This window comes from Nocardiopsis sp. SBT366 (assembly GCF_001083815.1).
GTDB lineage: Bacteria > Actinomycetota > Actinomycetes > Streptosporangiales > Streptosporangiaceae > Nocardiopsis > Nocardiopsis prasina.
The window spans coordinates 1-26708 of sequence record NZ_LAVM01000001.1; the positions used below are offsets into that span (position 1 = coordinate 1).

At 71.2% G+C, this 26708-nt stretch carries 22 protein-coding genes and 1 riboswitch; of the genes, 13 read left to right on the forward strand and 9 right to left on the reverse strand.

The genetic code is table 11. The features are described 5' to 3' along the window. Nucleotides 1–261 precede the first annotated feature (261 nt). The 5 genes from carB to pyrR form a co-directional block, all read right to left on the reverse strand. Entirely contained in the window at nt 262–3570 is a 3309-nt protein-coding gene (gene carB, locus ADX84_RS00005; protein ID WP_049565480.1) for a carbamoyl-phosphate synthase large subunit, read from the reverse strand. Between the two features lie 15 nt (nt 3571–3585). Further along, on the reverse strand, nt 3586–4728 hold the full coding sequence (gene carA / locus ADX84_RS00010; protein WP_049565482.1) for a glutamine-hydrolyzing carbamoyl-phosphate synthase small subunit: 1143 nt from the start codon (nt 4726–4728) through the stop codon (nt 3586–3588). Between the two features lie 56 nt (nt 4729–4784). Continuing rightward, nucleotides 4785–6086 (reverse strand): dihydroorotase, encoded by a 1302-nt coding sequence (locus ADX84_RS00015; RefSeq protein WP_049565485.1) that lies wholly within the window; start codon nt 6084–6086, stop codon nt 4785–4787. A gap of 109 nt (nt 6087–6195) precedes the next feature. Beyond that, nucleotides 6196–7104: an aspartate carbamoyltransferase catalytic subunit gene (locus ADX84_RS00020; RefSeq protein WP_017546558.1), complete on the reverse strand. Its 909-nt coding sequence runs from the start codon at nt 7102–7104 to the stop codon at nt 6196–6198. Further along, on the reverse strand, nt 7104–7778 hold the full coding sequence (pyrR, locus tag ADX84_RS00025) for a bifunctional pyr operon transcriptional regulator/uracil phosphoribosyltransferase PyrR (RefSeq protein WP_049565496.1): 675 nt from the start codon (nt 7776–7778) through the stop codon (nt 7104–7106). The genes ADX84_RS00020 and pyrR overlap by 1 nt, the downstream gene beginning before the upstream one ends. Nucleotides 7779–8279: 501 nt before the next feature. Between pyrR and ADX84_RS00030 the strand changes: the two genes are divergently transcribed. Together ADX84_RS00030 and ADX84_RS00035 are read left to right on the forward strand one after the other, a co-directional pair. Beyond that, a complete protein-coding gene (locus ADX84_RS00030) occupies nt 8280–8774 on the forward strand; it encodes a transcriptional regulator (RefSeq protein ID WP_013154123.1) in 495 nt (164 codons plus the stop codon). Nucleotides 8775–9084: 310 nt separating this feature from the next. Beyond that, nucleotides 9085–9693 (forward strand): GNAT family N-acetyltransferase, encoded by a 609-nt coding sequence (locus ADX84_RS00035; RefSeq protein WP_049565503.1) that lies wholly within the window; start codon nt 9085–9087, stop codon nt 9691–9693. Here the strand turns inward: ADX84_RS00035 and metF are convergent. Continuing rightward, a complete protein-coding gene (gene metF, locus ADX84_RS00040; RefSeq protein ID WP_049565506.1) occupies nt 9611–10540 on the reverse strand; it encodes a methylenetetrahydrofolate reductase [NAD(P)H] in 930 nt (309 codons plus the stop codon). The two genes, ADX84_RS00035 and metF, sit on opposite strands and share 83 nt — an antisense overlap. Before the next feature lie 256 nt (nt 10541–10796). On the opposite strand from metF, the gene ADX84_RS00045 reads away from it, so the two are divergent. From ADX84_RS00045 to ADX84_RS00060, 4 genes are all read left to right on the forward strand, one after another. After that, the gene (locus ADX84_RS00045) at nt 10797–11882 is read left to right on the forward strand and encodes a polyprenyl synthetase family protein (RefSeq protein ID WP_199776436.1); all 1086 of its coding nucleotides are present in this window, start codon (nt 10797–10799) and stop codon (nt 11880–11882) included. Between the two features lie 171 nt (nt 11883–12053). Further along, entirely contained in the window at nt 12054–13340 is a 1287-nt protein-coding gene (locus ADX84_RS00050; RefSeq protein WP_049565508.1) for a DUF418 domain-containing protein, read from the forward strand. 68 nt (nt 13341–13408) lie between these two features. After that, entirely contained in the window at nt 13409–14302 is an 894-nt protein-coding gene (locus ADX84_RS00055; RefSeq protein ID WP_049565511.1) for an SDR family oxidoreductase, read from the forward strand. 139 nt (nt 14303–14441) lie between these two features. Continuing rightward, a complete protein-coding gene (locus tag ADX84_RS00060; RefSeq protein WP_049565736.1) occupies nt 14442–15413 on the forward strand; it encodes a zinc-binding dehydrogenase in 972 nt (323 codons plus the stop codon). Nucleotides 15414–15871: 458 nt separating this feature from the next. Here the strand turns inward: ADX84_RS00060 and thiE are convergent, their stop codons facing one another. Continuing rightward, on the reverse strand, nt 15872–16537 hold the full coding sequence (gene thiE, locus ADX84_RS00065) for a thiamine phosphate synthase (RefSeq protein WP_049565515.1): 666 nt from the start codon (nt 16535–16537) through the stop codon (nt 15872–15874). Nucleotides 16538–16603: 66 nt separating this feature from the next. Further along, nucleotides 16604–16963, reverse strand: a complete 360-nt coding sequence (locus ADX84_RS00070; protein ID WP_026129616.1) for an Rv2175c family DNA-binding protein — start codon at nt 16961–16963, stop codon at nt 16604–16606. 119 nt (nt 16964–17082) lie between these two features. After that, nucleotides 17083–17193, forward strand: a riboswitch (TPP riboswitch). On the opposite strand from ADX84_RS00070, the gene thiO reads away from it, so the two are divergent. The 7 genes from thiO (at nt 17192) to thiI (ending at nt 25330) form a co-directional block, all read left to right on the forward strand. Then, nucleotides 17192–18397 (forward strand): glycine oxidase ThiO, encoded by a 1206-nt coding sequence (gene thiO / locus ADX84_RS00075; RefSeq protein ID WP_082206218.1) that lies wholly within the window; start codon nt 17192–17194, stop codon nt 18395–18397. Its footprint overlaps the riboswitch before it by 2 nt. 2 nt (nt 18398–18399) lie before the next feature. Then, a complete protein-coding gene (gene thiS / locus ADX84_RS00080) occupies nt 18400–18612 on the forward strand; it encodes a sulfur carrier protein ThiS (RefSeq protein ID WP_049565523.1) in 213 nt (70 codons plus the stop codon). Nucleotides 18613–18615: 3 nt separating this feature from the next. Further along, complete coding sequence (locus ADX84_RS00085) at nt 18616–19416, forward strand: thiazole synthase (RefSeq protein ID WP_049565527.1); 801 nt, start codon at nt 18616–18618, stop codon at nt 19414–19416. 369 nt (nt 19417–19785) lie between these two features. Continuing rightward, nucleotides 19786–21765, forward strand: coding sequence for a Stk1 family PASTA domain-containing Ser/Thr kinase (pknB, locus tag ADX84_RS00090; protein ID WP_049565530.1), 1980 nt, complete (start codon nt 19786–19788; stop codon nt 21763–21765). 251 nt (nt 21766–22016) lie between these two features. Then, nucleotides 22017–22682, forward strand: a complete 666-nt coding sequence (locus tag ADX84_RS00095; RefSeq protein WP_049565532.1) for a response regulator transcription factor — start codon at nt 22017–22019, stop codon at nt 22680–22682. A 152-nt stretch (nt 22683–22834) separates the two neighbouring features. Further along, on the forward strand, nt 22835–23860 hold the full coding sequence (locus ADX84_RS00100; RefSeq protein ID WP_017546543.1) for a 6-phosphofructokinase: 1026 nt from the start codon (nt 22835–22837) through the stop codon (nt 23858–23860). Between the two features lie 177 nt (nt 23861–24037). Then, complete coding sequence (thiI, locus tag ADX84_RS00105) at nt 24038–25330, forward strand: tRNA uracil 4-sulfurtransferase ThiI (protein ID WP_049565534.1); 1293 nt, start codon at nt 24038–24040, stop codon at nt 25328–25330. 108 nt (nt 25331–25438) lie between these two features. Here the strand turns inward: thiI and aroF are convergent, their stop codons facing one another. Further along, entirely contained in the window at nt 25439–26485 is a 1047-nt protein-coding gene (gene aroF / locus ADX84_RS00110) for a 3-deoxy-7-phosphoheptulonate synthase (RefSeq protein WP_049565537.1), read from the reverse strand. Nucleotides 26486–26708: the final 223 nt, after the last annotated feature.

The following is a 26708-nucleotide window of genomic DNA, read 5'->3' on the forward strand; positions in this document are numbered from 1 at the left end:
CGACGGTGATGGCGTAGTAGGCGTCCACCCTGCGCACGTTCAGCACGGGGCACCTGGTCTGCACCGGTCCGTTGTCGCTCATGTCTGGTGGTGGCCTCTCTGGAACTCGGCTTCACTGTCCGGGTACCCGGAACTGCCGGGGATGTGGGTTGAGGCGAGCACAGCATCCTCGTCCACGCCTGGCTCGTTCCTCGCCGACGGCTCGACTCGTCCCGCACTTGCTGCGGGAGGTCGGCCCGGCGGTACCCGGACTTCTACAGCCTAGGAGTTCCGGCGGCTCTCCGTGAGCGACTGGGAGTGCTCCTGGAGGGAGCGCACCCCGAGGTCGCCGCGAACGCGGGCCTCGATCGCCTGCACGGCGGCGGCCAGGCCCTGCACGGTGGTGACGCTGGGCACCCCGCGGGAGATGGCCGCGGTTCGGATCTCGTATCCGTCCAGACGAGGACCGGACTGGCCCGCGCTGCCGAACGGGGTGTTGACGATCAGGTCCACTCCGCCGTCGTGGATGAGCTGCACGATCGTGCGTTCGCCGTTGGGTCCGGTGCCCGCGCTGTGCTTGCGCACCACGGTGGCGTGGACGCCGTTGCGGCGCAGCACCACGGCGGTCCCCTCGGTGGCCAGGATCTCGAAGCCGAGGTCGGCCAAGCGCTTGACCGGGAAGATCATCGAGCGCTTGTCCCGGTTGGCGACCGACACGAACACCTTGCCCTGGGTGGGCACGTCTCCGTTGACCGCCAGCTGGGACTTGGCGTAGGCCGGGCCGAACCCGGTGTCCAGGCCCATGACCTCACCGGTGGAGCGCATCTCGGGGCCAAGGACGGTGTCGACGCCCTCGCCCTCCTTGTTGATGAACCGGTTGAAGGGCAGCACGGCCTCCTTCACCGACACCGGGGCGTCGGCGGGCATGTCGCCGCCGTCGCCCTTGGCGGGCAGCATGCCCTCGGCGCGCAGGTCCGCGATGCTGCTCCCGGCCATGACGCGCGCCGCGGCCTTGGCCAGCGGCACGGCCGTGGCCTTGGAGACGAACGGGACCGTGCGGGAGGCGCGCGGGTTGGCCTCCAGGACGTTGAGGACTCCGGAGGCCAGCGCGTACTGGACGTTGAGCAGGCCCCGGACCCCGGTGCCCCGCGCGATGGCCTCGGTGGAGTAGCGGATGCGCTCGATGTCCTCGCTGCCCAGGGTGATGGAGGGCAGGGTGCACGCCGAGTCGCCGGAGTGGATGCCGGCCTCCTCGATGTGCTCCATGACGCCGCCCAGGTACAGGTCCTTGCCGTCGTAGAGGGCGTCGACGTCGATCTCGATGGCGTCGTCGAGGAAGCGGTCGATCAGGACCGGGTGCTCGGGGCTGACCTCGGCGTTGCGCTCGATGTAGTCGGCGAGCATCCGCTCGCTGTAGACGATCTCCATGCCCCGGCCGCCCAGCACGTAGGACGGGCGGACCATGACCGGGTAACCGATCTCGTCAGCGGCGACCTTGGCCTGCTCGAACGAGTAGGCGGTGCCGTACTTGGGCGCGGGCAGTCCGGCCTCGGCCAGGACCCTGCCGAACTCACCCCGGTCCTCGGCGAGGTCGATGGCCTCGGGGCTGGTGCCGATGATGGGCACCCCGGCGTCCTTGAGGCGGCGGGCCAGTCCGAGCGGGGTCTGGCCGCCCAGCTGGACGATGACGCCGACGACCGGTCCGGCGGCCTGTTCGGCGCGCACGACCTCCAGGACGTCCTCCAGGGTGAGCGGCTCGAAGTAGAGCCGGTCGCTGGTGTCGTAGTCGGTGGAGACGGTCTCGGGGTTGCAGTTGACCATGACGGTCTCGAACCCGGCCTCGGAGAGGGCGAAGGAGGCGTGGACGCAGGAGTAGTCGAACTCCACGCCCTGGCCGATCCGGTTGGGGCCCGATCCCAGGATGATGATCTTGGGCCGGTCTCCGGTGGGGACCTCGGTCTCCTCGTCGTAGCTGGAGTACAGGTACGGCGTCTCCGCCTTGAACTCGGCCGCGCAGGTGTCCACGGTCAGGTAGACGGGGTGGATGCCCAGGGCGTGGCGGAGTTCGCGGACGACGTCCTCGGGCCTGCCGGTGATCTCGCCGATCTGGACGTCGGAGAAGCCGAGGCCCTTGACGTCGCGGAGCAGGGCGGCGTCGAGCTTGGGCGCGCTGGCCAGGGCGCGGGCGGTCTCCTCCAGACGCAGCATCTGGTCCAGGAACCACGGGTCGATCTTCGTGGCCTCGTGCAGCTCCTCGACGGTCGCACCGGCACGGAGGGCCTGCTGGACCTGGCGGAGGCGGTGCTCGGTGGGCTGGGCGGAGCGGCGCAGGAGCTCGTCCTTGTCGCCGGGGTCCCCGGCCCAGGTCAGGCCGACACCGGCCTTCTCCAGCGACCGCATGGCCTTCTGAAGCGCCTCGGGGAAGGACCGGCCGATGGCCATGGCCTCGCCCACCGACTTCATGGTGGTGGTGAGGGTGGGGTCCGCGCCGGGGAACTTCTCGAAGGCGAAGCGGGGGACCTTGACGACCACGTAGTCGAGCGTGGGCTCGAAGCTGGCCGGGGTCTCCTTGGTGATGTCGTTGGGGATCTCGTCCAGCGTGTAGCCGACGGCCAGCTTGGCGGCGATCTTGGCGATCGGGAAGCCGGTGGCCTTGGAGGCCAGGGCCGAGGAGCGGGACACCCGGGGGTTCATCTCGATGACGATGACCCGGCCGGTGGTGGGGTGGACGGCGAACTGGATGTTGCAGCCGCCGGTGTCCACGCCGACCTCGCGGATGACCGCGATGCCGATGTCGCGCAGCTTCTGGTACTCGCGGTCGGTGAGGGTCATGGCCGGGGCCACGGTGATGGAGTCACCGGTGTGCACGCCCATGGGGTCGAGGTTCTCGATGGAGCACACGACCACGACGTTGTCGTTGGTGTCGCGCATCAGCTCCAGCTCGTACTCCTTCCAGCCGAGGATGGACTCCTCCAGGAGCACCTCGGTGGTCGGGGAGAGCGCCAGGCCCTGGCCCGCGATGCGGCGGAGCTCGTTTTCGTTGTGGGCGAATCCGGAACCGGCGCCGCCCATGGTGAAGGACGGGCGCACGACGACCGGGTAGTCGAGTTCCTCGGCCGCGTCCAGGCACTCCTGGAGGTCGTGGCAGATGCGCGAGCGGGCGGACTCGCCGCCGATGCGCTCGACGATCCCCTTGAAGACCTCGCGGTCCTCGCCGGACTGGATGGCGTCGATGTTGGCGCCGATCAGTTCGACGTCGTACTTGGCCAGGATCCCGGCCTCGTGCAGGTCGACGGCGGCGTTGAGCGCGGTCTGCCCGCCCAGGGTGGGCAGGAGCGCGTCGGGGCGCTCCTTGGCGATGATCTTCTCGATCATCTCGGGGGTGATCGGCTCGACGTACGTGGCGTCGGCGATCTCCGGGTCGGTCATGATCGTGGCCGGGTTGGAGTTGACCAGGATGACCCGCAGGCCCTCGGCCCGCAGGACACGGCAGGCCTGGGTGCCCGAGTAGTCGAACTCGGCCGCCTGCCCGATCACGATCGGGCCGGAGCCGATCACGAGGACGGATGAAAGATCACTACGGCGCGGCATGCTCTGTTCCTCTTACTACTTGGCAGCCGGTGCGGGCTGGGCGGACATCAGGTCGACGAACTCGTCGAAGAGCTCGGACGCGTCGTGGGGGCCCGCGGCGGCCTCCGGGTGGAACTGGACGCTGAACACGGGTCGGTCCAGCAGCCGCAGGCCCTCGACGACCTGGTCGTTGAGGCCGATGTGGCTGACCTCGGCCCGGCCGTAGGGGGTGTCGAAGGGTGCGTCGAGCGGGGCGTCCACGGCGAAGCCGTGGTTCTGGCTGGTGATCGCCACCTTCTTGGTGCGGGTGTCGATGACCGGCTGGTTGACGCCTCGGTGGCCGAAGGGCAGCTTGTAGGTGCCCAGGCCCAGGGAGCGGCCCAGGATCTGGTTGCCGAAGCAGATGCCGAAGAGCGGCTTCCCGGCGTCCAGGACCCCGCGCATGGCGTCGACCGAGCGGTCGGCGGTGGCGGGGTCTCCGGGGCCGTTACTGAAGAAGACGCCGTCCGGGTCCAACGCGAGGATGTCCACCGCCGCGGCGGTGGCGGGCAGGACCGTGACCCTGCACCCGCGCTCGGCCAGCCGCTGGGGCGTCATGGCCTTGATGCCGAGGTCGACGGCGGCCACATGGAGGCGGGTCTCGACTCCCTGGGGAGGCAGGACCTCGTAGGCGGCCTCGGTGCTGACCTCGGCGGCGAGGTCGGAACCGGCCATGCGGGGCTGCTCGAGGATGCGGGCGAGCAGCGCCCTGGGGTCGCTCTCCACGCTGCTGACCGCCGCGCGCATGGCGCCCCGGTCGCGCAGGTGGCGGGTGAGGGCCCGGGTGCCGGTCAGCGCGATGCCGACCACGCCCTGGCGGCGCAGCTCCTCGTCGAGGGTGCGCTGGGCGCGCCAGTTGGAGGGGATGCGCGCGGGCTCGCGGACGACGTAGCCCGCCACCCAGATCCGGCCGGACTCGGGGTCGTCGTCGTTGACCCCGGTGTTGCCGATGTGCGGGGCGGTCATCGCCACGATCTGGCGGTGGTACGAGGGGTCGGTGAGGGTCTCCTGGTAGCCGGTCATCCCGGTGTTGAAGACGGCCTCCCCGAAGGTCTCGCCGGTGGCGCCGAAGGAGCGGCCGTGGAACACACGACCGTCCTCAAGCACCAGGATCGCCGGACCGCCGGTCTCCTCGGACACGTTTTCCCCCTCTGCCGCACCAGGCTCGGCCTGGGCGTTCACTGCGTTCGGTGTACTCAATTGATCTTCCCCTCCAGGACGGTGGGCGCGCCGCGCAGGAACGTGGCGCGGACCCGACCGGGCAGGGTCATGCCCCGGAAGGGGGTGTTGTCGCTCTTGGACGCCATGGCCGCGCCGTCGACGTCGACCGGCGCCGCGGGGTCGTACAGGACGACGTTGGCGGGCTCGCCCACGGTGAGCTCACGGCCGTGTCCGCTGACCCGTCCGATGCGGGCGGGTGCCGTGGACATGCGATCGGCGACCTCGGCCCAGGTGAGCAGGCCGGTGTCGACCATGGTGCGCTGCACGACCGCCAACGCGGTCTCCAGCCCGACCATTCCCATGGCGGCGTTGGACCACTCGGTCTCCTTGGCCTCCGCGGGGTGGGGGGCGTGGTCGGTGGCGACGATGTCGATCGTGCCGTCCGCCAGTCCCTCGCGCAGCGCCTGGACGTCCTCGGCGGTGCGCAGGGGCGGGTTGACCTTGTAGATCGGGTCGTAGCCCTCCACCAGTTCGTCGGTGAGGAGCAGGTGGTGGGGGGTGACCTCGGCGGTGACGTCGCAGCCCCGCGCCTTGGCCCAGCGGATGATGTCGACCGAGCCCTTGGTGGAGACGTGGCACACGTGCAGGCGCGAGCCGACGTGCTGGGCGAGCAGGCAGTCGCGGGCGATGATCGCCTCCTCGGCGACCGCGGGCCAGCCGGGCAGGCCGAGGCGGTCGGAGACGCAGCCCTCGTTCATCTGGGCGCCCTCGGTCAGGCGGGGTTCCTGGGCGTGCTGGGCGATGACGCCGTCGAACGCCTTGACGTACTCCAGGGCGCGCCGCATCAGCAGGGCGTCGGAGACGCAGATGCCGTCGTCGGAGAAGACCCGGACCTGCGCGGCGGAGTCGGCCATGGCGCCGATCTCGGAGAGCTGCTGACCGGCGAGTCCGACGGTGACGGCACCGACGGGGCGCACATCGCAGTACCCGGCCTCGCGGCCCAGGCGCCAGACCTGCTCGACCACTCCGGCGGTGTCGGCGACGGGGTCGGTGTTGGCCATGGCGTGTACGGAGGTGTAGCCGCCCATCGCGGCCGAGCGGGAGCCCGAGGCCACCGTCTCGGCGTCCTCTCGGCCGGGTTCGCGCAGGTGGGTGTGGAGGTCCACGAGTCCGGGCAGGGCGACCAGACCGGTGGCGTCCACGACCAGGGCGTCCTCGGGGGCCTCCAGGTCCGGGCCGATCCCGGCGATACGGCCGTCGACGAACAGCAGGTCGACGGGGTCACCGCCGAGCGGGCGGGCGCCCCTGATCAGGTACGGTCCGGTGTTTTCGGGCATGAGGGTGTCGGCTTTCTCGTGTTTCGTGAGTTTCGTGGGGCGGCCTGGGCGGGGCCCCGAACAGCGCGGCTCGCTCCGGCGGCTCTCGCGTGTTCGGGGGCCGGTGCTCCTAGGAGCCGCCGAGCAGCAGGTAGAGCACGGCCATGCGCAGGCTGACACCGTTGGCGACCTGCTCGGTGACGGTGCAGCGCGGGGAGTCGGCGACCTCGGCGGAGATCTCCATGCCGCGGACCATCGGACCGGGGTGCATGACGATCGCGTCGGAGGGCATCCGGCCCAGGCGCTCGCCGTCGAGGCCGTAGTTGCGGCTGTACTCGCGGACGGAGGGGAAGAACGAGTCGCGCATGCGCTCGGCCTGGACCCGCAACATCATGACCACGTCGGACTTGGGCAGGACCTCGTCGAGGTCGTAGGAGACCTCGCACGGCCAGGTGTGCACCGAGACCGGCAGCAGGGTGGGCGGCGCGACCAGGGTGACGTGCGCGCCCAGGGTGGTGAGCAGCAGCACGTTGGAGCGGGCGACCCGGCTGTGCAGGATGTCGCCGACCACGGCCACGCGCAGGCCGTCGAGACGGCCCAGGCGGTCACGCATGGTGTAGGCGTCCAGCAGGGCCTGGGTGGGGTGTTCGTGGGTGCCGTCGCCCGCGTTGAGGACGGAGCCGTCCACCCAGTGGGCCAGGCGGTGGGCGGCGCCGGAGGCGCTGTGCCGGATGACCACGGCGTCGGCCCCCATGGCCTGGAGGGTGAGCGCGGTGTCCTTGAGGCTCTCGCCCTTGGAGACGCTGGAGCCCTTGGCCGAGAAGTTGATGACGTCGGCGGACAGGCGCTTGGCGGCCAGTTCGAAGGAGGTCCGGGTGCGCGTGGAGTCCTCGTAGAAGAGGTTGACCACGGTGCGCCCGCGCAGGGTGGGCAGCTTCTTGACGGAGCGGTCCCCGACCTGCGCCAGTTCGGCGGCGGTGTCCAGGATGAGCGTGGCCTCGTCGCGGCTGAGGTCGCCGGTGGAGAGCAGGTGGCGCATCAGGCGTCCCCTTCCTTGGTGTCGGCCGAGGTCGCGACCGCGCCGGAGCGCGGCTTCGAGGGACCGAGGAGGACCGCGTCCTGGCCGTCGGTCTCGGACAGAAGGACCGTGACGCTCTCGCGCAGGGAGGTGGGCAGGTTCTTGCCCACGTAGTCGGCGCGGATGGGGAGTTCGCGGTGGCCCCGGTCGACGAGGACGGCGAGCTGGACGGCGCGGGGGCGGCCGAGGTCGCCGAGGGCGTCGAGGGCGGCACGGACGGTGCGGCCGGAGAAGAGGACGTCGTCGACGAGGACGACCACGCGGTCGTCGAGGCCGCCCGTGGGGATCGCGGTCCGGCCCAGGGCGCGGGCCGGGGCCAGGTGCAGGTCGTCGCGGTACATCGTGATGTCGAGCGAGCCGTGGGGAACGCTGAGGTCCTCGACACGCTCGATGCGGCGAGCCAGGCGCTCGGCGAGCGGTACGCCCCGTGAGGGGATGCCCAGGAGGGTGACGTGTTCGCCGCCCTTGGTGCGTTCGAGCACCTCGTGGGCGATGCGGGTCAGGGCCCGGTTGATCTCGTTGCCGTCGAGGACGGCTCTGGTGCCTTCGGGTACGTCGGGGGTTTCCGGTACCTCGGGTGAGGGCGCGGGGACACCAGTACCCGTGTCACCCCTGGTTGGTTTTCGCGCACGCAAAGTAGTGACCCCTTCCCTGCCTCACAGAACAGGTCGTTAAAGGATGTCGATCGGAGCCACGCTACCAGCGCGGACGGTGAGGCCCTCTGGCGCGTTCCACGCTCCGAGACTGTCAGTGTGATGCTGATCACAAAGACCGTCGATGATTGCCCAGCTAAGAGTATCCGTATCATGACACTCCGGATTTGCACACCATTCGGATGAAACGCGAAATTCCCTGTAGGGACGGGCTTTCCGCCCTCCGTGCGTGCCCCACTCGCCCCCACTTCTCCCAAAATGAGAGGCGTCTCACCTACGCACGGTTTGGCCACTGATTAGTCGCGTTTCACACCAACAGCTTGACCTGGACACCAGCCCCCCTCTACCGTCACTGTCTGTAACCACTACCGGGTGGGGTTGCACCCCGTGACCATCCGCTGGACCGCTCAGGCGGCCCGCCGAGTACGAGCGGACGTCTCCCCACTCACGCCAGCCACCGTCACGGCCGGGAGCGACAAGAAAATGCCATCCGAATACGCCAAGTCCCTCGGTGCGCGACTGCGTGCCATCCGCACCCAGCAGGGCCTGTCCCTTCACGGGGTGGAGGAGAAGTCCCACGGACGCTGGAAGGCCGTCGTGGTGGGCTCCTACGAGCGCGGTGACCGTGCCGTCACCGTTCAGAAGCTGGCCGAACTGGCCGACTTCTACGGGGTGCCGATGTCGGAGCTGCTGCCCGGCGGCGCCGCCCCCACACCCCTTGGGCCCACACCCAAGCTGGTCATCGATCTGGAGCGCATGCAGCAGCTCCCACAGGAGAAGGCGGGCCCGCTCTCCCGCTACGTCGCCACCATCCAGAGCCAGCGGGGCGACTACAACGGGCGGGTGCTGTCCATCCGTCAGGAGGACCTGCGCTCACTCGCGGTCATCTACGACAAGTCGCCCGGCGACCTGACCGAGGAACTCATCAACTGGGGCGTCCTCGACCCCGAGGCGCGTCGCGCAGTCGACGCCTTCTAGGAATCTCCGGCTCCGGGAACCCCCGGAACGGGAGAAGGCCGGGTGCCCCCTTGGGGGAACACCCGGCCTTCAGTGTGTCCGGACACGGGAACGCCGCACGGCGCTCCCGCGTGAACGCACGCGGCCGGGCAGGGGCTTCCCCTCCCCGACCCGGCCGCGCCGTGCCCCGTCGGACGAACCGACGGAGCCAGTCGAACTCGTGTTCGACAGAGCACAGTTAACACTCCACCCGGGGGACTCGTCAAGGAGCGGCGCGCACGGCGCACGCCAGGACCAGCGGCGACCGGTGGACACGCCCTAGTGTGGGGGCGTGGCAGCCCGTACCGAGTTACGCGAACTCGCTCCCCCCGCCTTCACCCACTCCGTGCCCGCCCTGCTGGAGATCTACGAGGCGGCCATGCGCCCACCGCCCGACCAGCTCCCCGGGCGGGCCGCCGTGATGGCCTCCCACGCCGGTTACCCCGGGTTCGGTTGCGTGGTGGCCATGGACGGCGAGCGACCCCTCGGCTTCGCCTACGCCTTCCACGGCCGCGAGGGCCAGTGGTGGCACGACGTCGTCACCGAGGGGCTGAGACTGCATGGGCGCTCACGGCACGCGCGCCGGTACCTGACGGACCCGCTGGAGATCGCCGAGGTCCACGTGCTCCCGGACGCGCAGAACCGGGGACTGGGCCGTTCCCTGCTGCACGCGCTGTGCGCGCGGAGGCCGGAGCGCACCGCCGTGTTGTCCACCCGTACGGGACCCACCGCGGCGCGCCACCTCTACCGCTCGTGCGGGTTCGTCGAGGTGCTGGAGTCCTTCTCGTTCCCCGGCTCCCCCGACCAGCCCTTCTCGATCATGGCCGCTCGGCTGCCGCTCCTCGGACCCGGTGCCCGGCGACCTCGCGGTAGATCTCCCTTGTGGCCGTGGACTGGTTGAACGTGATGAAGTGGATGCCCGGGGCGCCCTCGGAGAGGAGCCGCTCGCACATGCGCTGGGCGTGCTCGATCCCGAAGGCGCGCACCGCCTCCTCGTCGTCGCCGAACCGCTGGAAGCGCTCGGCCAGCGCGGAGGGGAACGGGGCTCCGGAGAGCTTCTCCGAGCGCGGGATGGAGGCGAGCTTCACCACCGGGAAGACCTCGGGGATGATCGGCACCTCACAGCCGCGCGCGGCCACCCGGTCGCGCAGGCGCAGGTAGTCGTCGGCGTCGAAGAACATCTGGGTGATGGCGTAGTCCGCCCCGGCCTCGCACTTGCGCACGAAGTGGTCGGTGTCGACCTCCACGTCGGCCGAGCGAGGGTGCTTGTAGGGGAAGGCCGCCACTCCGACGCAGAAGTCGCCGCTCTCCTTGAGGAGCCGGACCAGCTCCTCGGCGTAGGTGAGCCCGGCGGGGTGCTGGACCCACTCGCCGTCGGGGTCGCCGGGCGGGTCGCCGCGCACGGCCAGCATGTTGGACACGCCCGCGTCGGCCAGGCGGCCGATGAGGTGGCGCAGTTCGGCGACGGAGTGGTCCACCAGGGTCATGTGGGCGACCGGCATCAGGGTGGTGTCGGTCGCGATGCGCTCGGTGGTCTCCACCGTCAGGTCGCGGGTGCCGCCTCCGGCGCCATAGGTGACGGAGACGAAGGACGGGCCGAGGGCCTCGATCTCGCGGATCGCGCGCCAGAGTCGTTCCTGGGCCCTGGCGTTGCGGGGCGGGAAGAACTCGAAGGAGAACATCGGCTCGCCCGAGTCGAGGAGGTCGCGGATATGACGCGGCCTGGAAGCCGGGGTTCGGGGCGCCACGGGGCGGGTCGGTGCAGCCAACATGGCATCAACCTTAGGCGAGACCCCCTCGCAACCGGACGCCGCGTCCCACTTTCTGAGACAAAAACTGGAACCCGGCTCCATTTCTCATAATGCGAGACAACAAATGCCACATTGGACAACACTGTCTCCCATTATGGGCAAAGTGGGTCTCACTCGCCCCCTCTGCCGGGACCGGACCCCATTACCTCGATCCGGGGCATCCTCGCGCGGACCAGCCGCTAATGTGCAGGGTATGGCCGTCTCCACATCTTCCTCAGCCACCTCAGCCGTGTCCGTCATCCGCTCCGACGTGGACCGCGAACTCTCCTCCTTCTGCGCCTCGCACCGCGAACGGCTCCTGGAGATCGGGGAGGAACTGGCCCCGGCCATGGACTCCCTGGAGGTGATGGTCTCCGCGGGCAAGCGCCTGCGCCCCACCTTCGCCTACTGGGGATGGCGCGGCGCGGGCGGCACCGCCGGTGACGAGCGCATGGTGCGGGCCGCGGCCTCCCTGGAGTTCCTCCAGGCCTGTGCCCTGGTCCACGACGACGTGATCGACAACAGCGACACGCGGCGCGGGCGGCCCGCCACGCACAAGCGCATGGCCGGTCTGCACGCCGACCACGGCTGGAACGGTGACAGCGAGGGGTTCGGCGAGGGCGCCGCGATCCTCATCGGCGACCTCTGCCTGGCCTGGTCGGACGAGATGTACCAGGGCAGCGGGTTCTCAGCGGACACGCTCCAGGCCGGGCGGCCCCCCTTCGACGCGATGCGCACGGAGGTGATGGCCGGTCAGTACCTGGACACCCTGGAGCAGGTGCGGGGCACCGCCACCCGCGAGGCCGCCCTGCGCGTGATGCGCTACAAGTCGGCCAAGTACACGGTGGAGCGGCCGCTGCACCTGGGCGCCGCGCTGGCCGGGCGCCACGAGGAGCTGGCCGGCGTCTACACCGACTACGGCATCCCCCTGGGCATCGCCTTCCAGCTGCGCGACGACGTGCTCGGGGTCTTCGGCGACCCGGGCACCACGGGCAAGCCCGCCGGTGACGACCTGCGCGAGGGCAAGCGCACCCTGGTCGTCGCCGAGACCCTGGCCCGGTCCGGCGCGGCCGACGCCGAGCGCTTCCGGAGCCTGCTGGGCGCGCCGGACCTCGCCGTGGAGGCTGTGGACTGGATGTGCGCCCTGATCGAGTCCTCCGGGGCTCTGGCCGCCTGCGAGTCGATGGTCTCCGAGTACGCGGACCAGGCGCTGGCCGCCCTGGAGAGCCCCGAGCTGGACTCGTCCGCCCGCGGGCCGCTCGGCGACCTGGTGGTGGCGGCCACGCGACGCTCGCACTGATCCGCCTCGGGTGGGTCGAACCGACCCACCCCCGGCGCTCACCCTCGAAGCCCCTAGGGGTCAACCCTGGCGACTTCGGGGGTTTTCTCACGCCTGGTACCTGTTGCGGCTTCTGCCTGACTCCCGATTGAATCGAGACTCACGATACATCTCGACACCGGAGTCCTCCCCATGTCCCGACAGACCCCCGTGCTCGGTCCGACCGGTGCCACGGAGCGGGCGTTGGCGCCCGACCTCGCGCGCGGCTTCATGCTGTTGTTCATCGCCCTGGCCAACACCGTCTGGTACCTGTGGGCGGCCCCGAGCAACGGCCCGACCATGCATCCCACCCCCGAGGGCGGCCTGGACTCCGTCGCCCAGTTCTTCACGATCATGGCCGTGGACATGCGCAGCTATCCGATGTTCGCGTTCCTGTTCGGCTACGGGATGATGCAGCTGGCCCGCCGCCAGGAGGCGGCCGGAGCCGACGTGAGGAGCGTCAACGCCCTGCTGCGCCGCCGGAACCTGTGGCTGATCGTCTTCGGCTTCTTCCACGCCCTGCTGCTGTGGATGGGCGACGTCCTGGGCGCCTACGGCGTGGCCGGACTGGTCCTGGGCTGGCTGTTCTTCCGGCGCAAGGACGTGACCCTGATCGTGTGGGGCGCCGTGCTGACCTCGCTCATGACGTTGGTCAGCGCGTTCAGCCTCCTGGCCCTGCCGTTCGTCAGCGAGACCGACGGCGGCTCGGGCGGCTTCGACATCAGCGAGATGGCGGGCAACATCGGTGACCCGTCCATCGCCTCCGCCGCCGTGGACCGGGTGGCGAACTGGCCCCTGGTCAGCGTCGGCCAGGGACTGCTGGGCCTGGTCGTGCCCACCGCGATCCTGATCGGTTTCTGGGCCGCGCGCCGCGGGTTCCTGGAGGAGCCCGGTCAGAACCTGCGGGCCCTGCGCTGGGTGGCGGTCCTCGGCATCGCCGTCGGCTGGATCGGCGGCCTCCCCGAGGCGCTGAACCAGGTCGGTGTCTGGGACCTGAACGCCGCCCAGGGCCTCATGCTCGCCTTCCCGCACATGCTGACCGGGCTCTTCGGCGGCCTGGGGTACGTCGCGCTGATCGCGCTGATCGCCCACCGCCTCCAGGAGCGCGGCCGGACCGGTGGGGTCGTGGTGACCGCTCTGGGCGCCACCGGCAGGCGTTCCCTCAGCGCCTACCTGGCGCAGTCCGTCCTGTGCGCGCCGATCCTGGCCGCGTGGGGTCTGGGCCTGGCCGCGTACCTCACCTCGTGGACGATGTTCCTGTACGCGGTCGCGGTGTGGCTGGTCACGGTGGCGGGCGCCTACGCCATGGAGCGCGCCGGACGACGCGGACCGGCCGAGGTGCTGCTGCGCAAGCTGTCCTACCGGCGTTCGACGAGGGCGGTCGCGGAGCCCTCCGGACCGCCCCGGGCGGACGAGCACCAAGAGCGCACCAGCGCCTGACCGGGGGGCGCAAAAAGGGGCGCGCCGGTCAGCGACCGGTGGACACTCGTACCCCAGGATGGGTTTCCATGGGCGACGATCACATGACAAACCACACCATAGGGGTGACCGGGGCCACCGGTGCGCTGGGCGGGCGTGTGGCCGCCCGGATCGCACGGCTCGGACTGGCTCAGCGCCTCATCGTGCGCGACATCAACCGGGCTCCGGAGTACCCGGAGAGCAGCGCGGCGATGGCGGTCTACGAGGACACAGCCGCCTTCGAGAAGGCCTGTCGTGGCGTGGACACGCTCTTCCTGGTCTCGGCGACGGAGTCCGAGGACCGGGTGGAGGCCCATCTGAGCGCCGTGGACGGGGCGGTCCGCGCCGGTGTGTCACGGATCGTCTATCTGTCGTTCCTGGGCGCGGGCCCGGCGTCCACGTTCACGTTCGCCCGCACGCACTTCTACACGGAGGCCCACATCCGGTCGACGGGTGTGTCCCACACGTTCCTGAGACCCAGCCTGTACCTGGACCTGCTGCCCCGTTGGGTGGACGAGAAGGGCGTGGTGCGCGGCCCGGCCGGGGAGGGCCGGGTCGCGTGGGTCTCGCGCGACGACGTGGCCGACGTCGCCGCGGCCGTGCTGACCGATCCGGTGGTGGCGGCGGCCTCGGAGGACAGGACACACGACGTGACCGGGCCGGAGTCGCTGTCGGTGGGCGCCACCGTGGAGAAGCTGGGCCGGTTGACCGGGCGGAGCGTCCGGTACGTGCCCGAGACCTGGGAGGAGGCCCTGGAATCGCGTCGTCCGAGCGGGGCCGCCGAGTGGGCGATCGAGGGCTGGGCCTCCTCGTACGCCGCCATCGCCGCCGGGGAGCTGGATGTGGTCTCGCCCGTCGTTCCCGACCTGACCGGGCACCCGGCGCAGTCCATCGAGGGGTTCCTGCGCCGCCATCCGAGCGCCCTCTCCCACGTCGGGGGCTGACCGCCCCCTCCCCCGCCACCGCCGTGCCCCGGGCGCGGCGGTTCCCCTTGTCCGGGACGGCGGCCCTTGACCTCAACATTCGTTGAGGAACCAGTCTTGGCTCCGGGGGACACTCCCCCGCCGAAGGAGAGTGGTGGAGATGCGCGCGGTGCGAGTGGACGAGTTCGGTGGCCCGGAGGTCCTGGTGACGCGGGAGCTGCCCGACCCCGAACCCGGCCCCGGCGAGGTGCTGGTCGAGGTCGGGGCGGCCAACGTGATCTACCTCGACACCCTGATCCGCAGCGGCGCCGCACAGGGCCACTTCCCCCAGGCCCCGCCCTACGTGCCCGGGGGTAGCGTGGTCGGCCGGGTCACCTCGGTCGGCCCCGGCACCGACCCGGCCTGGACGGGCACGCGGGTCCTCACCCGCACGGACGACGGCGGATACGCCGACCGCGTCACCGTCCCGGCCGAGGGGCTGCTCCGGGTCCCCGAGGAGCTGCGCCCCCTCGACGCCCTGGCCCTGATGGTCGACGGGGCGACCGCGATGATGCTGGAGCGGGCCGCCCGCTTCGGTCCGGATGCCTGGGTCCTGGTCCTGGCCGCCACCGGCGGGGCAGGCAGCCTGGTCGTGCAACTCGCCCGTCTCGCGGGGGCCCGGGTGATCGGCGCCGCCCGGGGCGCGGAGAAGCTGGCGCTGGCCCGGTCCCTCGGAGCGGAGGAGGCCGTGGACTACTCGCAGCCGGGCTGGCTGGACCGGGTGCGCGGGATCACCGGCGGCGCCGGGGCCGCCGTGGTGATCGACGGGGCCGGCGGTGAGCTGGGATCGGCCTCCTTCGGGGCGGTGGCCGACGGCGGCCGGTTCCTCAGCTACGGCACGGCCGGAGGCTCGTTCGCCGAGGTGGACACGACCGAGGCCGAGCGGCGCGGGATCACCGCCCTGGGTCTGAACGAGATGCAGGCGCGGCCGGGAACGGACCGAGGCGACCTCACCAGGCTCGCACTGGAGGAGGCGCGGGCCGGACACCTGCGACCGCACGTGGGGCTGATCCTGCCGCTGGAGCGGGCCGCCGAGGCACACGCCGCTCTTGAGGGCCGCCGTGTGCCGGGAAAGGTGCTCCTGGTCCCCTGAGTCGTGCTGACCGGATCATTCCTCCCGCCCGCCGCCCGCCGCCAACCTCGACGGACGCCTGCGGCGCGGTGTCCTCGCGTCACCACCGGGATGTGCCTGTGCGCCGATGAAGCTCGGACAGCCACCCGGTCGGGTCCCACCGTGCGACACCGCGGAGCCCGCGTGGCAGCGCACAGCAGGGGAGACGGACGCTCACATCGATGGCGGCCGCGCCGCCACCGGCGGTGCGTCCAAGAGGGGACACACAGGGCCCTTCTTCTGGATCGATCCGCCCCGACGTCGCTCACCACCGTCCCCACCAACTCCTACGGCGCTGGCGGCCAGGCCGCCGTCGGCGAAGGCACCCGAGAACCACGCCCTGGCCCCGTGCGGTCGCCGGCTCGAGGACGATCCCTGGGAGGGGCAGGGCATGGAGCGGCCCCGGTCCCGTGCGGGGTCCCGGGGCCGTCGGTGTTCGTTCAGGCGAGTCGCGCGGTGAGCTTGGCCTTGAGGGCGCTGGCTGCCGCTCGCGGGTCCTGCGCCTCGGTGACGGCGCGCACCACGACCACGCGGGTGGCCCCGGCGTCCAGCACCCGGTCCACGTTCTCCAGGTCGATGCCGCCGATCGCGAACCAGGGCCGGTCGGTGCCCAGCGCGGCCGCGCGTTCCACCAGTTCGAGCCCGGCCGCCGGGCGTCCCGGCTTGGTCGGGGTCGCCCAGGTCGGGCCCACGCAGAAGTAGTCGCTCCCGGGTTCCTCCGCCGATCGCGCGGCGGCCTCGGGGTCGTTGTTGGAGCGGCCGATCAGGGGGTCGGCGCCGATGACGTCGCGGGCCAGGGGTACCGGCAAGTCGCGCTGGCCCAGGTGCAGTACGTCGGCGCGCACCGCGCGGGCGATGTCGGCGCGGTCGTTGACCGCGAGCAGGGCGCCGTGGCGTTCGCACGCCTCCCTCAGGACTTCCAGGGCGGCCAGTTCCCCGCGCGCCTCCAGCCCCTTGTCCCGGAGTTGGATGATGTCCACACCGCCGGACAGGGCGGCGTCCGCGAACTCCGCGAGATCACCGCTCCCGGCCCGGGCGTCGGTGCACAGGTACAGAAGGGATGCGTCCAGGCGCTCGCGCAGGCTGGTTCCGTGGCTCGTCCTCACGCGCCCCACCATAACCAACGGCCCGGGGACGTCACCGAGGTGGTGCGTCCCCGGGCCGTGGACGGCTCAGAAGGCCATGCCCTGCGCCCGGCGGCGGACCTCGGTGCCCCGGTTCTCGCGCATGGCCTGGATCGGCGTGCCCGGCAGGGTGTCGTCCGGGGTGAACAGCCAACGCAGGGCCTCCCCGGTGGAGAATCCGGCGTCGGTCAGCAGCACGATGGTGCCCGGCAGGCCCTTGACCAGGTCCTGGCCGTCCAGGAAGGCGGCGGGAATGGAGAGCTCACCACCGCGCACCACGCCCATCAGGCGGTTCTCGCGGATGAGGGTCTTGATGCGGTTGGGGCTCACGCCCAGCGGGGCGGCCGCCTCACGCAGGGTCAGCCATTCGCCGACGAGTTCGTCGAGTTCACGATCGCTTTGTGTCACCTCACCAATCTGCCACACCCGACCGGGCCCCGGAGACCATCGCGCCGCCCTGGGGGCTCCCTGCCTGGGAGATCCCCGCCACGGCCGGTCCGGACGGGTTGTCCTAGGATGGGTGGACAGACATGTCCCGCGGGAGCCGGGTGGACCCGGCTGAGAGGGAGGCTCGCGGCCTCCGACCGCACGAACCTGATCCGGGTCATACCGGCGAAGGGAGTGGAACACGGCGCCGTGCGCACCAACGACGTTCCCCCGCAGAAGACGATTCATCCCACCACTACCGTGGTCGTGGTCGGCGGCGGTGTCGTCGGCCGGGTCACCGCCTGGCGGGCCGCCCAGCGCGGCCTCGCCGTCACCCTCGTCGAACCCGACCCCGTCACCGAACCCTCCGCCGCCCGCGCCTCCTCGACCGTCGCCGCGGGCATGCTCACCCCCGCCACCGAGGCGGTCTTCGGTGAGGAGGAGCTGATGGAGATGGGGGTGCGCTCCGCGCGCCTGTACGACGACTTCGTCGCCGAACTGGAGGAGGCCAGCGGGGTCGACGTCGGCCACCGCCGCACCGGCACCCTCCTGGTCGCCTTCGACAGCGACGACCTGGCCGTCCTCACCGACCTGCACGCCCTCCAGGAACGCCTGGGCATCCCCACTCAACGGCTGACCAGCCGCGAGTGCCGCCGCCTCGAACCCACCCTCGCGCCCGGCGTGCGCGGCGGGGTACTGGCCCCCGAGGACCACTCCGTGAACCCGCGCGCCCTGCTTCTGGCCCTGGCCCGGGCCGGGGAGCGCGCGGGCGTGCGCGAGGTCTCCGGGTACGCGGAGGAGGTCGCCACCCCCGGCCCCGACGGGGCGCGACTGGGCGTGCGCCTGGCCGACGGCTCCGCGCTGCCCGCCGAACAGGTGGTGCTCGCCGCCGGGTGCTGGGGCGACCGGGTGCGGGTGCCCGAACCCGTGGTGCCGCCGCTGCGCCCGGTCAAGGGGCAACTGTTGCGCGCCCGGGTCCCCGCGGGGGAACCACCGCTGGTCACCCGCACCGTGCGCGGCCTGGTGCGCGGGTTCCCCGTCTACCTGGTGCCCCGCGCGGACGGCGAGGTGATCGTCGGCGCCACCCAGGAGGAACTGGGCCACGACACATCCCTGACGGTGGGCGGGCTCTGGCAGGTCCTGCGGGACGCGCGCGAACTCGTCCCGGGGGTGAGCGAGCTGGAGGTCGTCGAGACCTGTGTGGGGCTGCGGCCGGGCTCACCCGACAACGAACCCCTCCTGGGCCCGACACGGGTCCCCGGACTACACCTGGCCGCCGGGCACTTCCGGCACGGGGTCCTGCTGGCCCCGGTGACCGGGGAGGTCATGGCCGAGGCCCTCACCACCGGCGCGCTGCCCCCGTACGCGCGCCGGTTCGCAGCCAGCAGATGGACGCGTGAGCAGACGTGGGAGTAGCAGTGGAACTGATCATCAACGGACAGGCCCGGGACAGCGCGGCGACCACCGTGGACGGGGTCGTGCGCGCGCTCACCGACGCCGGGGACGGCGCCGTCCCCGGGGGGATCGCGGTCGCGGTCAACGACGAGGTGGTGCGCCGCACCGCCTGGACGGACACCGCGCTCCGCGCGGGCGACCGCGTGGACGTCCTCACCGCCGTACAGGGAGGCTGAACCATGACACAGACGCACGAGTCCGTGACCGTCGCGGAAAGCGCCCCGGAGGACCCGCTCGTCATCGCGGGGGTCTCCTTCGGCTCCCGCCTCATCACCGGTACCGGCGGGGCGCCCTCCCTGGAGGTCCTGGAGGAGGCGCTCCTGGCGTCGGGGACCGAACTCACCACCGTGGCGATGCGCCGGATCAGCCCGGGCACCCAGGGGTCGGTGTGGGACGTCCTGGACCGCAACGGCATCCGCCCGCTGCCCAACACCGCCGGGTGCTTCACCGCCGTGGACGCCGTGCGCACGGCGAAGCTCGGCCGCGAGGCGCTGGGCACCGACTGGGTGAAGCTGGAGGTGGTCGCCGACGAGCACACCCTCCTGCCCGACCCGGTGGAACTGCTGGACGCCGCGGAGGCGCTGGTCGACGACGGCTTCACCGTGCTGCCCTACACCAACGACGACCCGGTGCTGGCGCGTCGCCTGGAGCAGCTGGGCTGCGCGGCCGTGCTGCCGCTGGCCGCGCCGATCGGTTCCGGTCTGGGCATCCGCAACCCGCACAACCTGGAGCTGATCGTCGAGCAGGCCGACGTCCCGGTGATCGTCGACGCGGGCATCGGCACGGCCAGCGACGCCGCCCTGGCGATGGAGCTGGGCTGTGACGCCGTGTTGTTGGCCACGGCCGTGACACGCGCCCAGGAGCCGGTCCGGATGGCCACGGCGATGCGCGACGCCGTGCGCGCCGGACGCGGCGCCCGGCTGGCCGGACGCATCCCGGTCCGGCGCCACGCCAGGGCGTCCAGCCCCGACGTGGTCTGAGCGTCCCCAGAGGACACCGCCACGGTGGGGGCCGGGGGCCGGGGCCGCCGCCTGCGCGGACACACCACCCTGGACATGGGGTCACGACACTCGAACACACCGTGAAAACCGGGTTTGGTGCCGTCCCCTACCGTGGGAGGGGTGTGCGTGCCGCGCGGCGGCACCGCACCCACATACCGCCCAGGCGCGAACGCCCCGAACCGACTCCGGTCGGCTCCACGACGGTGGACACGAGGGCCGCCGCGACCGTGAACCGCGGGGCAAACCTGACACCGGCTTCCGCTATCGTGTCGGATCGACACCAGGTGTCGGGTACGCGCCACCGGCAGCGAACGCCCGCGCTCCCCGCAGCAAGGACACAATCCCGCCGTGGACATGACGACTTCCGACCCGCTTGTAGGCGCGACGCTGGACCGTCGCTACTTCGTCGAGTCAAGGATCGCCGGTGGCGGCATGGCGACGGTCTACGTCGCCCACGACCTGAGGCTGGACCGACGGCTGGCACTCAAGGTCATGCACCCCTCCCTGGCCCAGGACCCGACCTTCGTCCAGCGCTTCATCAACGAGGCCCACTCGGTCGCCAAGCTCTCGCATCCCAACGTCGTGCAGGTCTTCGACCAGGGTGAGGACCAGGGACACGTCTTCCTGGCCATGGAGTACGTCCCGGGCCAGACCCTGCGCGACCTCCTCAAGGAGCACGGTCGGCTGGGCCCGCAGCAGGCCCTGAACTTCATGGCCTCGGTGCTGGCCGCGCTCGGCGCCGCCCACCAGGCCGGCATGGTGCACCGCGACGTCAAGCCCGAGAACGTCCTCATCAGCAAGGACGGCCGGGTCAAGGTGGCCGACTTCGGTCTGGCCCGCGCGGTGGAGCAGTCCAACCAGGGGTTGACCCGTACCGGCACGCTCATGGGCACCGCCGCCTACCTGGCGCCCGAGCAGATCGAGAAGGGCACCGCCGACGCGCGCAGCGACGTCTACGCCGCCGGGATCATGCTCTACGAACTGCTCACCGGCGGCCAGCCGCACACCGGTGAGACGCCGATCGCGATCGCCTACCAGCACGTGACCGAGGACGTCCCGCGTCCCTCGCACTTCCTGCCGAACCTGCCGCCCGAGGTCGACGGCCTGGTCACCAAGGCCACCGAGCGCGACCCCCGGTACCGTCCGAGCAACGCGGGCCAGTACCTGGCCAAGGTCCTGGAGGTCCTGCGCACCCTGCCGGACACCGGCTCGGCTCCGGCCGCGCCGTTGGCCCCCGTGGCCCCGCAGGCCAACTCGGCCGCCACCATGACCGCGCCCCAGCTGATCGCGGGCGGCGCAGGTCCGGGTACCGAGAACGCCACCATGGTCGTGGACATGAACGGCGCCGACCTGGGCCGGGACGACTACGACGACGACGGTTACGACGACTACCCCGTGAGGGGCGGGTCGTGGTTCTCGCGCAACCGCCTCCTGGTGGTCGGGGCGCTCGTGACGGCCCTGGTCGTGGGTGTGGCGGGCTGGTGGTTCCTGCTCGGCCGCTACGAGTCCGTCCCCGACGTGATCGGGCTGTCCCCCGAGGCCGCCAGCGAGCAGATCCGCGGGGCCGGTCTGGTGGTCGATCTGTCCGACGACACGGTGTACAGCGACGACGCCGCCGCCGGTGAGGTCGGCGACACCGATCCGGAGGTGGACGACCGCCTCTCCCCGGGTGACACGGTGACGGTGTTCCTGTCCAAGGGCCCGCAGAACGTGTCCATGCCCGACCTCGTTGGCGACGACGTCGCCAACGCGCTCAAGGCCATGGAGGACCTCGGCTTCGACGACGAGAGCGTCGTCCAGGAGGAGCAGGACTCCCCGGACAACGCCCCCGGCGAGGTGCTGGCCACCAGCCCCGAGGCCGGGGCGGAGGCGGACCGGGAGGGGACGGTGACCATCACCGTCAGCAGCGGTATCCCCGTTCCGAGCCTGGCCGGGGAGAAGCGCGAGGACGCCGAGAAGACCCTCAGCGACCTCGGCCTGACTGCCGAGATCGTGGAGGAGGAGAGCGAGAACATCGACGAGGGCCTGGTGATCAGCCAGTCCCCCGACACCGGCACCAACGTCGGCCCCGGGGCCAGCGTGACGCTGACCGTCTCCAGCGGCCCGCCCGAGGTCGACATCCCGGACGTGGTCGGCGACTCCGTCCGCGACGCCCGCAAGGAGCTGGAGGAGGCCGGGTTCGAGGTCGAGGTCGAACGGATCTTCGGCGGCCGCGTGGTGGCGCACCAGTCGCACACCGGCAGCGCGCCGGAGGGCACCAAGATCAAGCTCACCGCCACTCCCGGCGGGATCGACCTGGGCGACCTCGACGAGGACGACGACGACTGACCGGACTCCGCGCCACCGCGCGCCGCCCGGATGACCGCCGCCCCTTCCCTGTCCGGGAGGGGGCGGCGGTCAGGGCGTGTTCGGTGGGTGCTGCCCGTCGCGAGCGGTGCGTCCAGTGGTGCTGGCGCAAGGCCGAAGAAGGAGTCAGCCCGGGTTTGGCTGTCGACTGATGAGAACGCAGTGCAAGTGCCGCTGGGGCGACGTGTAGCAGGGCGTGTGCCCGCCGAACACGCCCTAGTAGTGTCGGCCGCATGAGCGGTGACGAGATCCGGGTGATGGTCGTGGACGACCACCCCATGTGGCGTGACGCGGTGGCGCGGGACCTGGCCGAGGCCGGGCTCCAGGTGGTGGGGACGGCGGGCGACGGCGCCAAGGCCCTGCGGATCGCCCCGGCGGTCCGGCCCACCCTGGCCGTGGTGGACCTGCACCTGCCCGACACCAACGGGGTGGAGCTGACCGCGGCGCTGGTGGCGCTGCCCGAGCCGCCGCGGGTGCTGGTGCTCTCGGCCAGCGGCGAGAGTGACGACGTGCTGGCGGCGGTCAAGGCCGGTGCCACCGGCTACCTCGTGAAGTCGGCCGGGCGGGAGGAGCTCCTCGACGCCGTCCGCCGGGTGCACACCGGCGAGGCCGTGTACACGCCGGGACTGGCCGGACTGGTACTCGGCGAGTACCGGCGGTTGTCGGCCGAGGACTACCGCTCCGACGACGGCCGGGAGCGGGCACCCGAGCTGACACCCCGGGAGACCGAGGTGCTGAGACTGGTGGCCAAGGGACTGGCCTACAAGCAGATCGCCCGCCGTCTCACCATCTCCCACCGCACGGTCCAGAACCATGTCCAGAACACCCTGACCAAGCTCCACCTGCACAACCGGGTGGAGCTGGTGCGCTACGCCATCGACCGGGGCCTGGACGAATGACTCCGTGAAGACTCCCTCCAACGGCGGCCGTAACGCGGGGTTTCGGATGGTGTTCTCCAGGCGGGGTTGGCCTGGGCTACCCCCGCCCACTATGGTCTAGACCATAGGGCGCCCAGCGCCCGGAACACCCACCAACGTCGAGGAGAAGTCGTATGCGAGTCGGGGTGCTGACCGGCGGTGGAGACTGCCCTGGTCTGAACGCGGTCATCCGCGCCGTGGTCCGTAAGGGCATCAAGGACTACGGATACGAGTTCGTCGGCTTCCGGGACGGCTGGCGCGGCCCCCTGGAGGGCGACACCATGCCCCTGGACGTCTCCGCCGTGCGCGGCATCCTTCCCCGGGGCGGCACGATCCTGGGTTCCTCCCGCACCAACCTCATGAAGATCGAGGGCGGTGTCGAGCGGGTCAAGGACAACATGGCCGGTCTGGGCGTTGACGCGCTGGTGGCCATCGGCGGCGAGGACACCCTGGGTGTGGCCCGCCAGCTGCACGACCGCGGCGTCAACGTGGTGGGCGTGCCCAAGACCATCGACAACGACCTCAACGCCACGGACTACACGTTCGGGTTCGACACCGCGGTCAACATCGCCATGGAGGCGATCGACCGCCTGCACACCACGGCGGAGTCGCACCACCGCGCCCTGGTCGTGGAGGTCATGGGCCGCCACGCCGGATGGATCGCCCTGCACTCGGGCATGGCCGCGGGTGCCAACGTCATCCTCATCCCCGAGCGCCCCTTCGACATGGACGTGGTCGTCAAGCACGTCGAGAGCCGTTTCGAGACCCAGTACGCGCCCATCATCGTGGTCGCCGAGGGCGCCCACGCCAAGGAGGGTCAGCTGGAGCTGGCCACCGGCGAGACGGACGCCTTCGGCCACGTGCGCCTGGGCGGGATCGGCCAGACGCTCGCCGAGGAGATCGAGCGGCGCACCGGCAAGGAGGCCCGTTCGGTCGTGCTGGGCCACGTCCAGCGCGGCGGCACCCCCACCGCCTTCGACCGGGTGCTCGCCACCCGCCTGGGCGTGAACGCCATCGAGGCGGTGCACGACAAGTCCTTCGGCAAGATGGTCGGCCTCCAGGGCACCGACATCGTGCGGGTGGACCTGGCCGAGGCCACCGACACCCTCAAGACCGTGCCCGCGGAGCGCTACGAAGAGGCCGAGGTCTTCTTCGGCTAGGGCGTGACCATAGCGTGTGCCGGGCCCCTCCCACGTCAGGGAGGGGCCCGGCCGTGTCCGGGGTCTCACCCGGATGCCGTGTACACGGGGAATGGACCGAGCGGTCCGGGGATTGTTCGATACTGGAAGGCATCGTTCCATCGCCCACCCCAGGTATCACCCTCCGGAGGTAGCACCATGTCCGCGTCGCTTGAGTCCGCGCCGCTCCCCGTAACCGAGGTCGGAGCCGACGCCGGGCTCGGCGAGCTCTGCGTGCTCATGAAGCTCGGCGAGATCGTTCTCAAGGGCTCCAACCGCAAGCTGTTCGAGCGCCGCCTGCACAACAACATCCGCTCCTCCGTGCGCGACCTGGGCGACATCCGCCTCTCCCAGCGCGGCGCGGGCGTGATCATCGTGCGCAAGCCCGGCGCCTCCGACCTGGAGATCGCGGAGATCGCCGACCGCATGGCCAACGTCATGGGCGTGGTCTGGGTGCACCTGGTGCGCCGCGTGGCCAAGGACCTGGACGCTATCGTCGACATCGGCGTGCGCTCCATGGCGGGCCGCGAGGGCACCTTCGCGGTGCGCGCCCGTCGCCGCGACAAGCGCTTCGAGATGAACTCCGGCGACCTGGCCGGGTACCTCGGATCCAGGATCATCGAGGCGCACGGCTACAAGGTGAACCTCAAGCGGCCCGACAACACCCTGTACGTCGAGGTCGACAAGGACGAGGCGTTCGTCTTCACCGACGGCATCCCCGGCCAGGGCGGGCTGCCCGCCGGGATGAGCGGGCGCGGCCTCGTACTGATGTCCGGCGGCATCGACTCCCCCGTCGCGGCCCACCGGATGATCCGGCGCGGGCTCAAGGTGGACTTCCTGCACTTCTCCGGGATGCCCTTCACCGGGCCCGAGTCCATCTACAAGGCCTACAGCCTGGTCCGCCAGCTGGACCGCTACCAGGTGGGTTCGCGCCTGTTCGTGGTGCCGTTCGGCAAGGCCCAGCAGCAGCTGAAGAGCTCCGGCATCGAGCGGCTCCAGATCGTGGCCCAGCGGCGGCTGATGCTCAAGACCGCCGAGGCGCTGGCCGACGACCTCAAGGCGGAGTGCCTGATCACGGGTGACGCTCTGGGCCAGGTCTCCAGCCAGACGATGACCAACCTGACCGCCCTGGACGACGCGGTGGACCTGCCGATCCTGCGGCCGCTCATCGGCATGGACAAGACCGAGATCATGGACCAGGCCCGCCGGATCGGCACGCTGGCCATCTCGGAGCTGCCCGACGAGGACTGCTGCACGATGCTGACTCCGCGCCAGGTGGAGACGGCCGCCAAGATCCCCGACCTACGCCAGATCGAGAAGCGTCTGGACGCCGAGGAGCTGGCCGAGCACCTGGTGACCACCGCGCAGCTGCACCGCCCCAGCTTCCTGGGTGAGGCCGCGCCCACCCAGGTCGCCCCCTCCGCCGCCAAGGCCGTCACCTCGGCCGTGTAGGACCGGTCGGACCCGCTCAGGGTCCGTGGACGGTACGTGCCCCGGACGCTCGTGAGCGTCCGGGGCACCGTCGTCTCACCCCGGGGCCGGAGCCTCAGGGGACCGCGTTCACCTGTCGGCGAGCTCGCGCGCGGGCGCCGGGGTGAGGGTGCGGCCGCTCAGGGTGGCCAGGGTGCCCGCCAGGTCGCGGAGCTGGGGCAGGTCCTCCTCCAGCAGCGCCTGCGGACCGTCGCACAGCGCGGTCTCCGGGCTCGGGTGCACGTCCACGATCACGCCGTCGGCGCCGATCGCGATGGCCGCGCGGGAGAGCGGGAGGACCAGGTCGCGCTTGCCTCCGGAGTGCGACGGGTCGACGATCACCGGGAGGTGGGTCAGCCCCTGCGCGACCGGGACGGCACTGATGTCCAGCGTGTTGCGGGTGGCCTTCTCGAAGGTGCGGATGCCGCGCTCGCACAGGACGATGTCGAGGTTGCCGCGCTGGGCGATGTACTCGGCGGCCATCAACCACTCCTCGATGGTGGCGCTCATGCCGCGCTTGAGCAGGACCGGCTTCCCTGCGTCACCGACCGCCTGGAGGAGGGCGAAGTTCTGCATGTTGCGAGTGCCGACCTGGAGCATGTCCGCGTAGGAGGCGACCAGCGGGACGTCGGCGGCGTCCACGACCTCGGTGACGATGGGCATGCCGGTCTTCTCTCGCACGTCGGCGAGGATCTTCAGGCCCTCCTCGCCCAGCCCCTGGAAGGCGTACGGGGAGGTGCGGGGCTTGTAGGCGCCACCGCGCAGGAGTGCGGCCCCCGCGGCCCTGGCCATGAGGGCCGCTTCGAGGGTCTGCTCGGGGGTCTCGACGGCGCAGGGGCCCGCGATGACCGTCATGTTGTCGCCGCCGATCGGCACGCCGCGGACGCTGACCACGGTGCGGCTGTCGTGGTTCTCGCGGCTGACGAGCTTGTACGGCGCCGAGATGCGCAGCACCTCGCTCACACCGGGCTTGGCGGCCAGACCGAGGTCCTGGAAGCGCTCGACGTTGCCGACCAGGCCGATGATGGTGCGGCTGACGCCGCGTGTCACGTACGCCTCGCCTCCGGCGGAGGTGACCAGCTCGACGAGGGCGTCGATGTTGTCGGCGGTGGCGCCCGGCGCCATAACGATGACCATGTGGTTTTCCCTGTGTGTCGGTTGGGTGGCTGAGCCGCGCGGTTGTCGCGCCGAGGCCGGGGGCTTCGACCCCGGGCGAAAACAAAGGAGCCCCGGGCCGTTACCGGCCCGGGGCTCCTGGGAAGTCGTCTGTGTCAGCGCAGGGCTTTACAGGCGACCGGGGAGATGGGCCGGTAGCCATAAAAGCGCCAAAAGTTCTGCTGCATGGCAGTGACTATAGCGC

Excerpts from the sequence above, each read along its gene's own strand:
- ADX84_RS00020 (WP_017546558.1), bottom strand. The coding sequence starts at position 7,104 with ATGCGCCACCTGCTCTCCACCGGCGACCTCAGCCGCGACGAGGCCACG.
- ADX84_RS00095 (WP_049565532.1), top strand. The coding sequence starts at position 22,017 with ATGAGCGGTGACGAGATCCGGGTGATGGTCGTGGACGACCACCCCATG.
- ADX84_RS00045 (WP_199776436.1), top strand. The coding sequence starts at position 10,797 with ATGGCCGTCTCCACATCTTCCTCAGCCACCTCAGCCGTGTCCGTCATC.
- ADX84_RS00100 (WP_017546543.1), top strand. The coding sequence starts at position 22,835 with ATGCGAGTCGGGGTGCTGACCGGCGGTGGAGACTGCCCTGGTCTGAAC.
- ADX84_RS00050 (WP_049565508.1), top strand. The coding sequence starts at position 12,054 with ATGTCCCGACAGACCCCCGTGCTCGGTCCGACCGGTGCCACGGAGCGG.
- ADX84_RS00060 (WP_049565736.1), top strand. The coding sequence starts at position 14,442 with ATGCGCGCGGTGCGAGTGGACGAGTTCGGTGGCCCGGAGGTCCTGGTG.
- aroF (WP_049565537.1), bottom strand. The coding sequence starts at position 26,485 with ATGGTCATCGTTATGGCGCCGGGCGCCACCGCCGACAACATCGACGCC.
- ADX84_RS00030 (WP_013154123.1), top strand. The coding sequence starts at position 8,280 with ATGCCATCCGAATACGCCAAGTCCCTCGGTGCGCGACTGCGTGCCATC.
- ADX84_RS00085 (WP_049565527.1), top strand. The coding sequence starts at position 18,616 with ATGACACAGACGCACGAGTCCGTGACCGTCGCGGAAAGCGCCCCGGAG.
- ADX84_RS00015 (WP_049565485.1), bottom strand. The coding sequence starts at position 6,086 with ATGCCCGAAAACACCGGACCGTACCTGATCAGGGGCGCCCGCCCGCTC.
- ADX84_RS00055 (WP_049565511.1), top strand. The coding sequence starts at position 13,409 with ATGGGCGACGATCACATGACAAACCACACCATAGGGGTGACCGGGGCC.
- carB (WP_049565480.1), bottom strand. The coding sequence starts at position 3,570 with ATGCCGCGCCGTAGTGATCTTTCATCCGTCCTCGTGATCGGCTCCGGC.
- thiI (WP_049565534.1), top strand. The coding sequence starts at position 24,038 with ATGTCCGCGTCGCTTGAGTCCGCGCCGCTCCCCGTAACCGAGGTCGGA.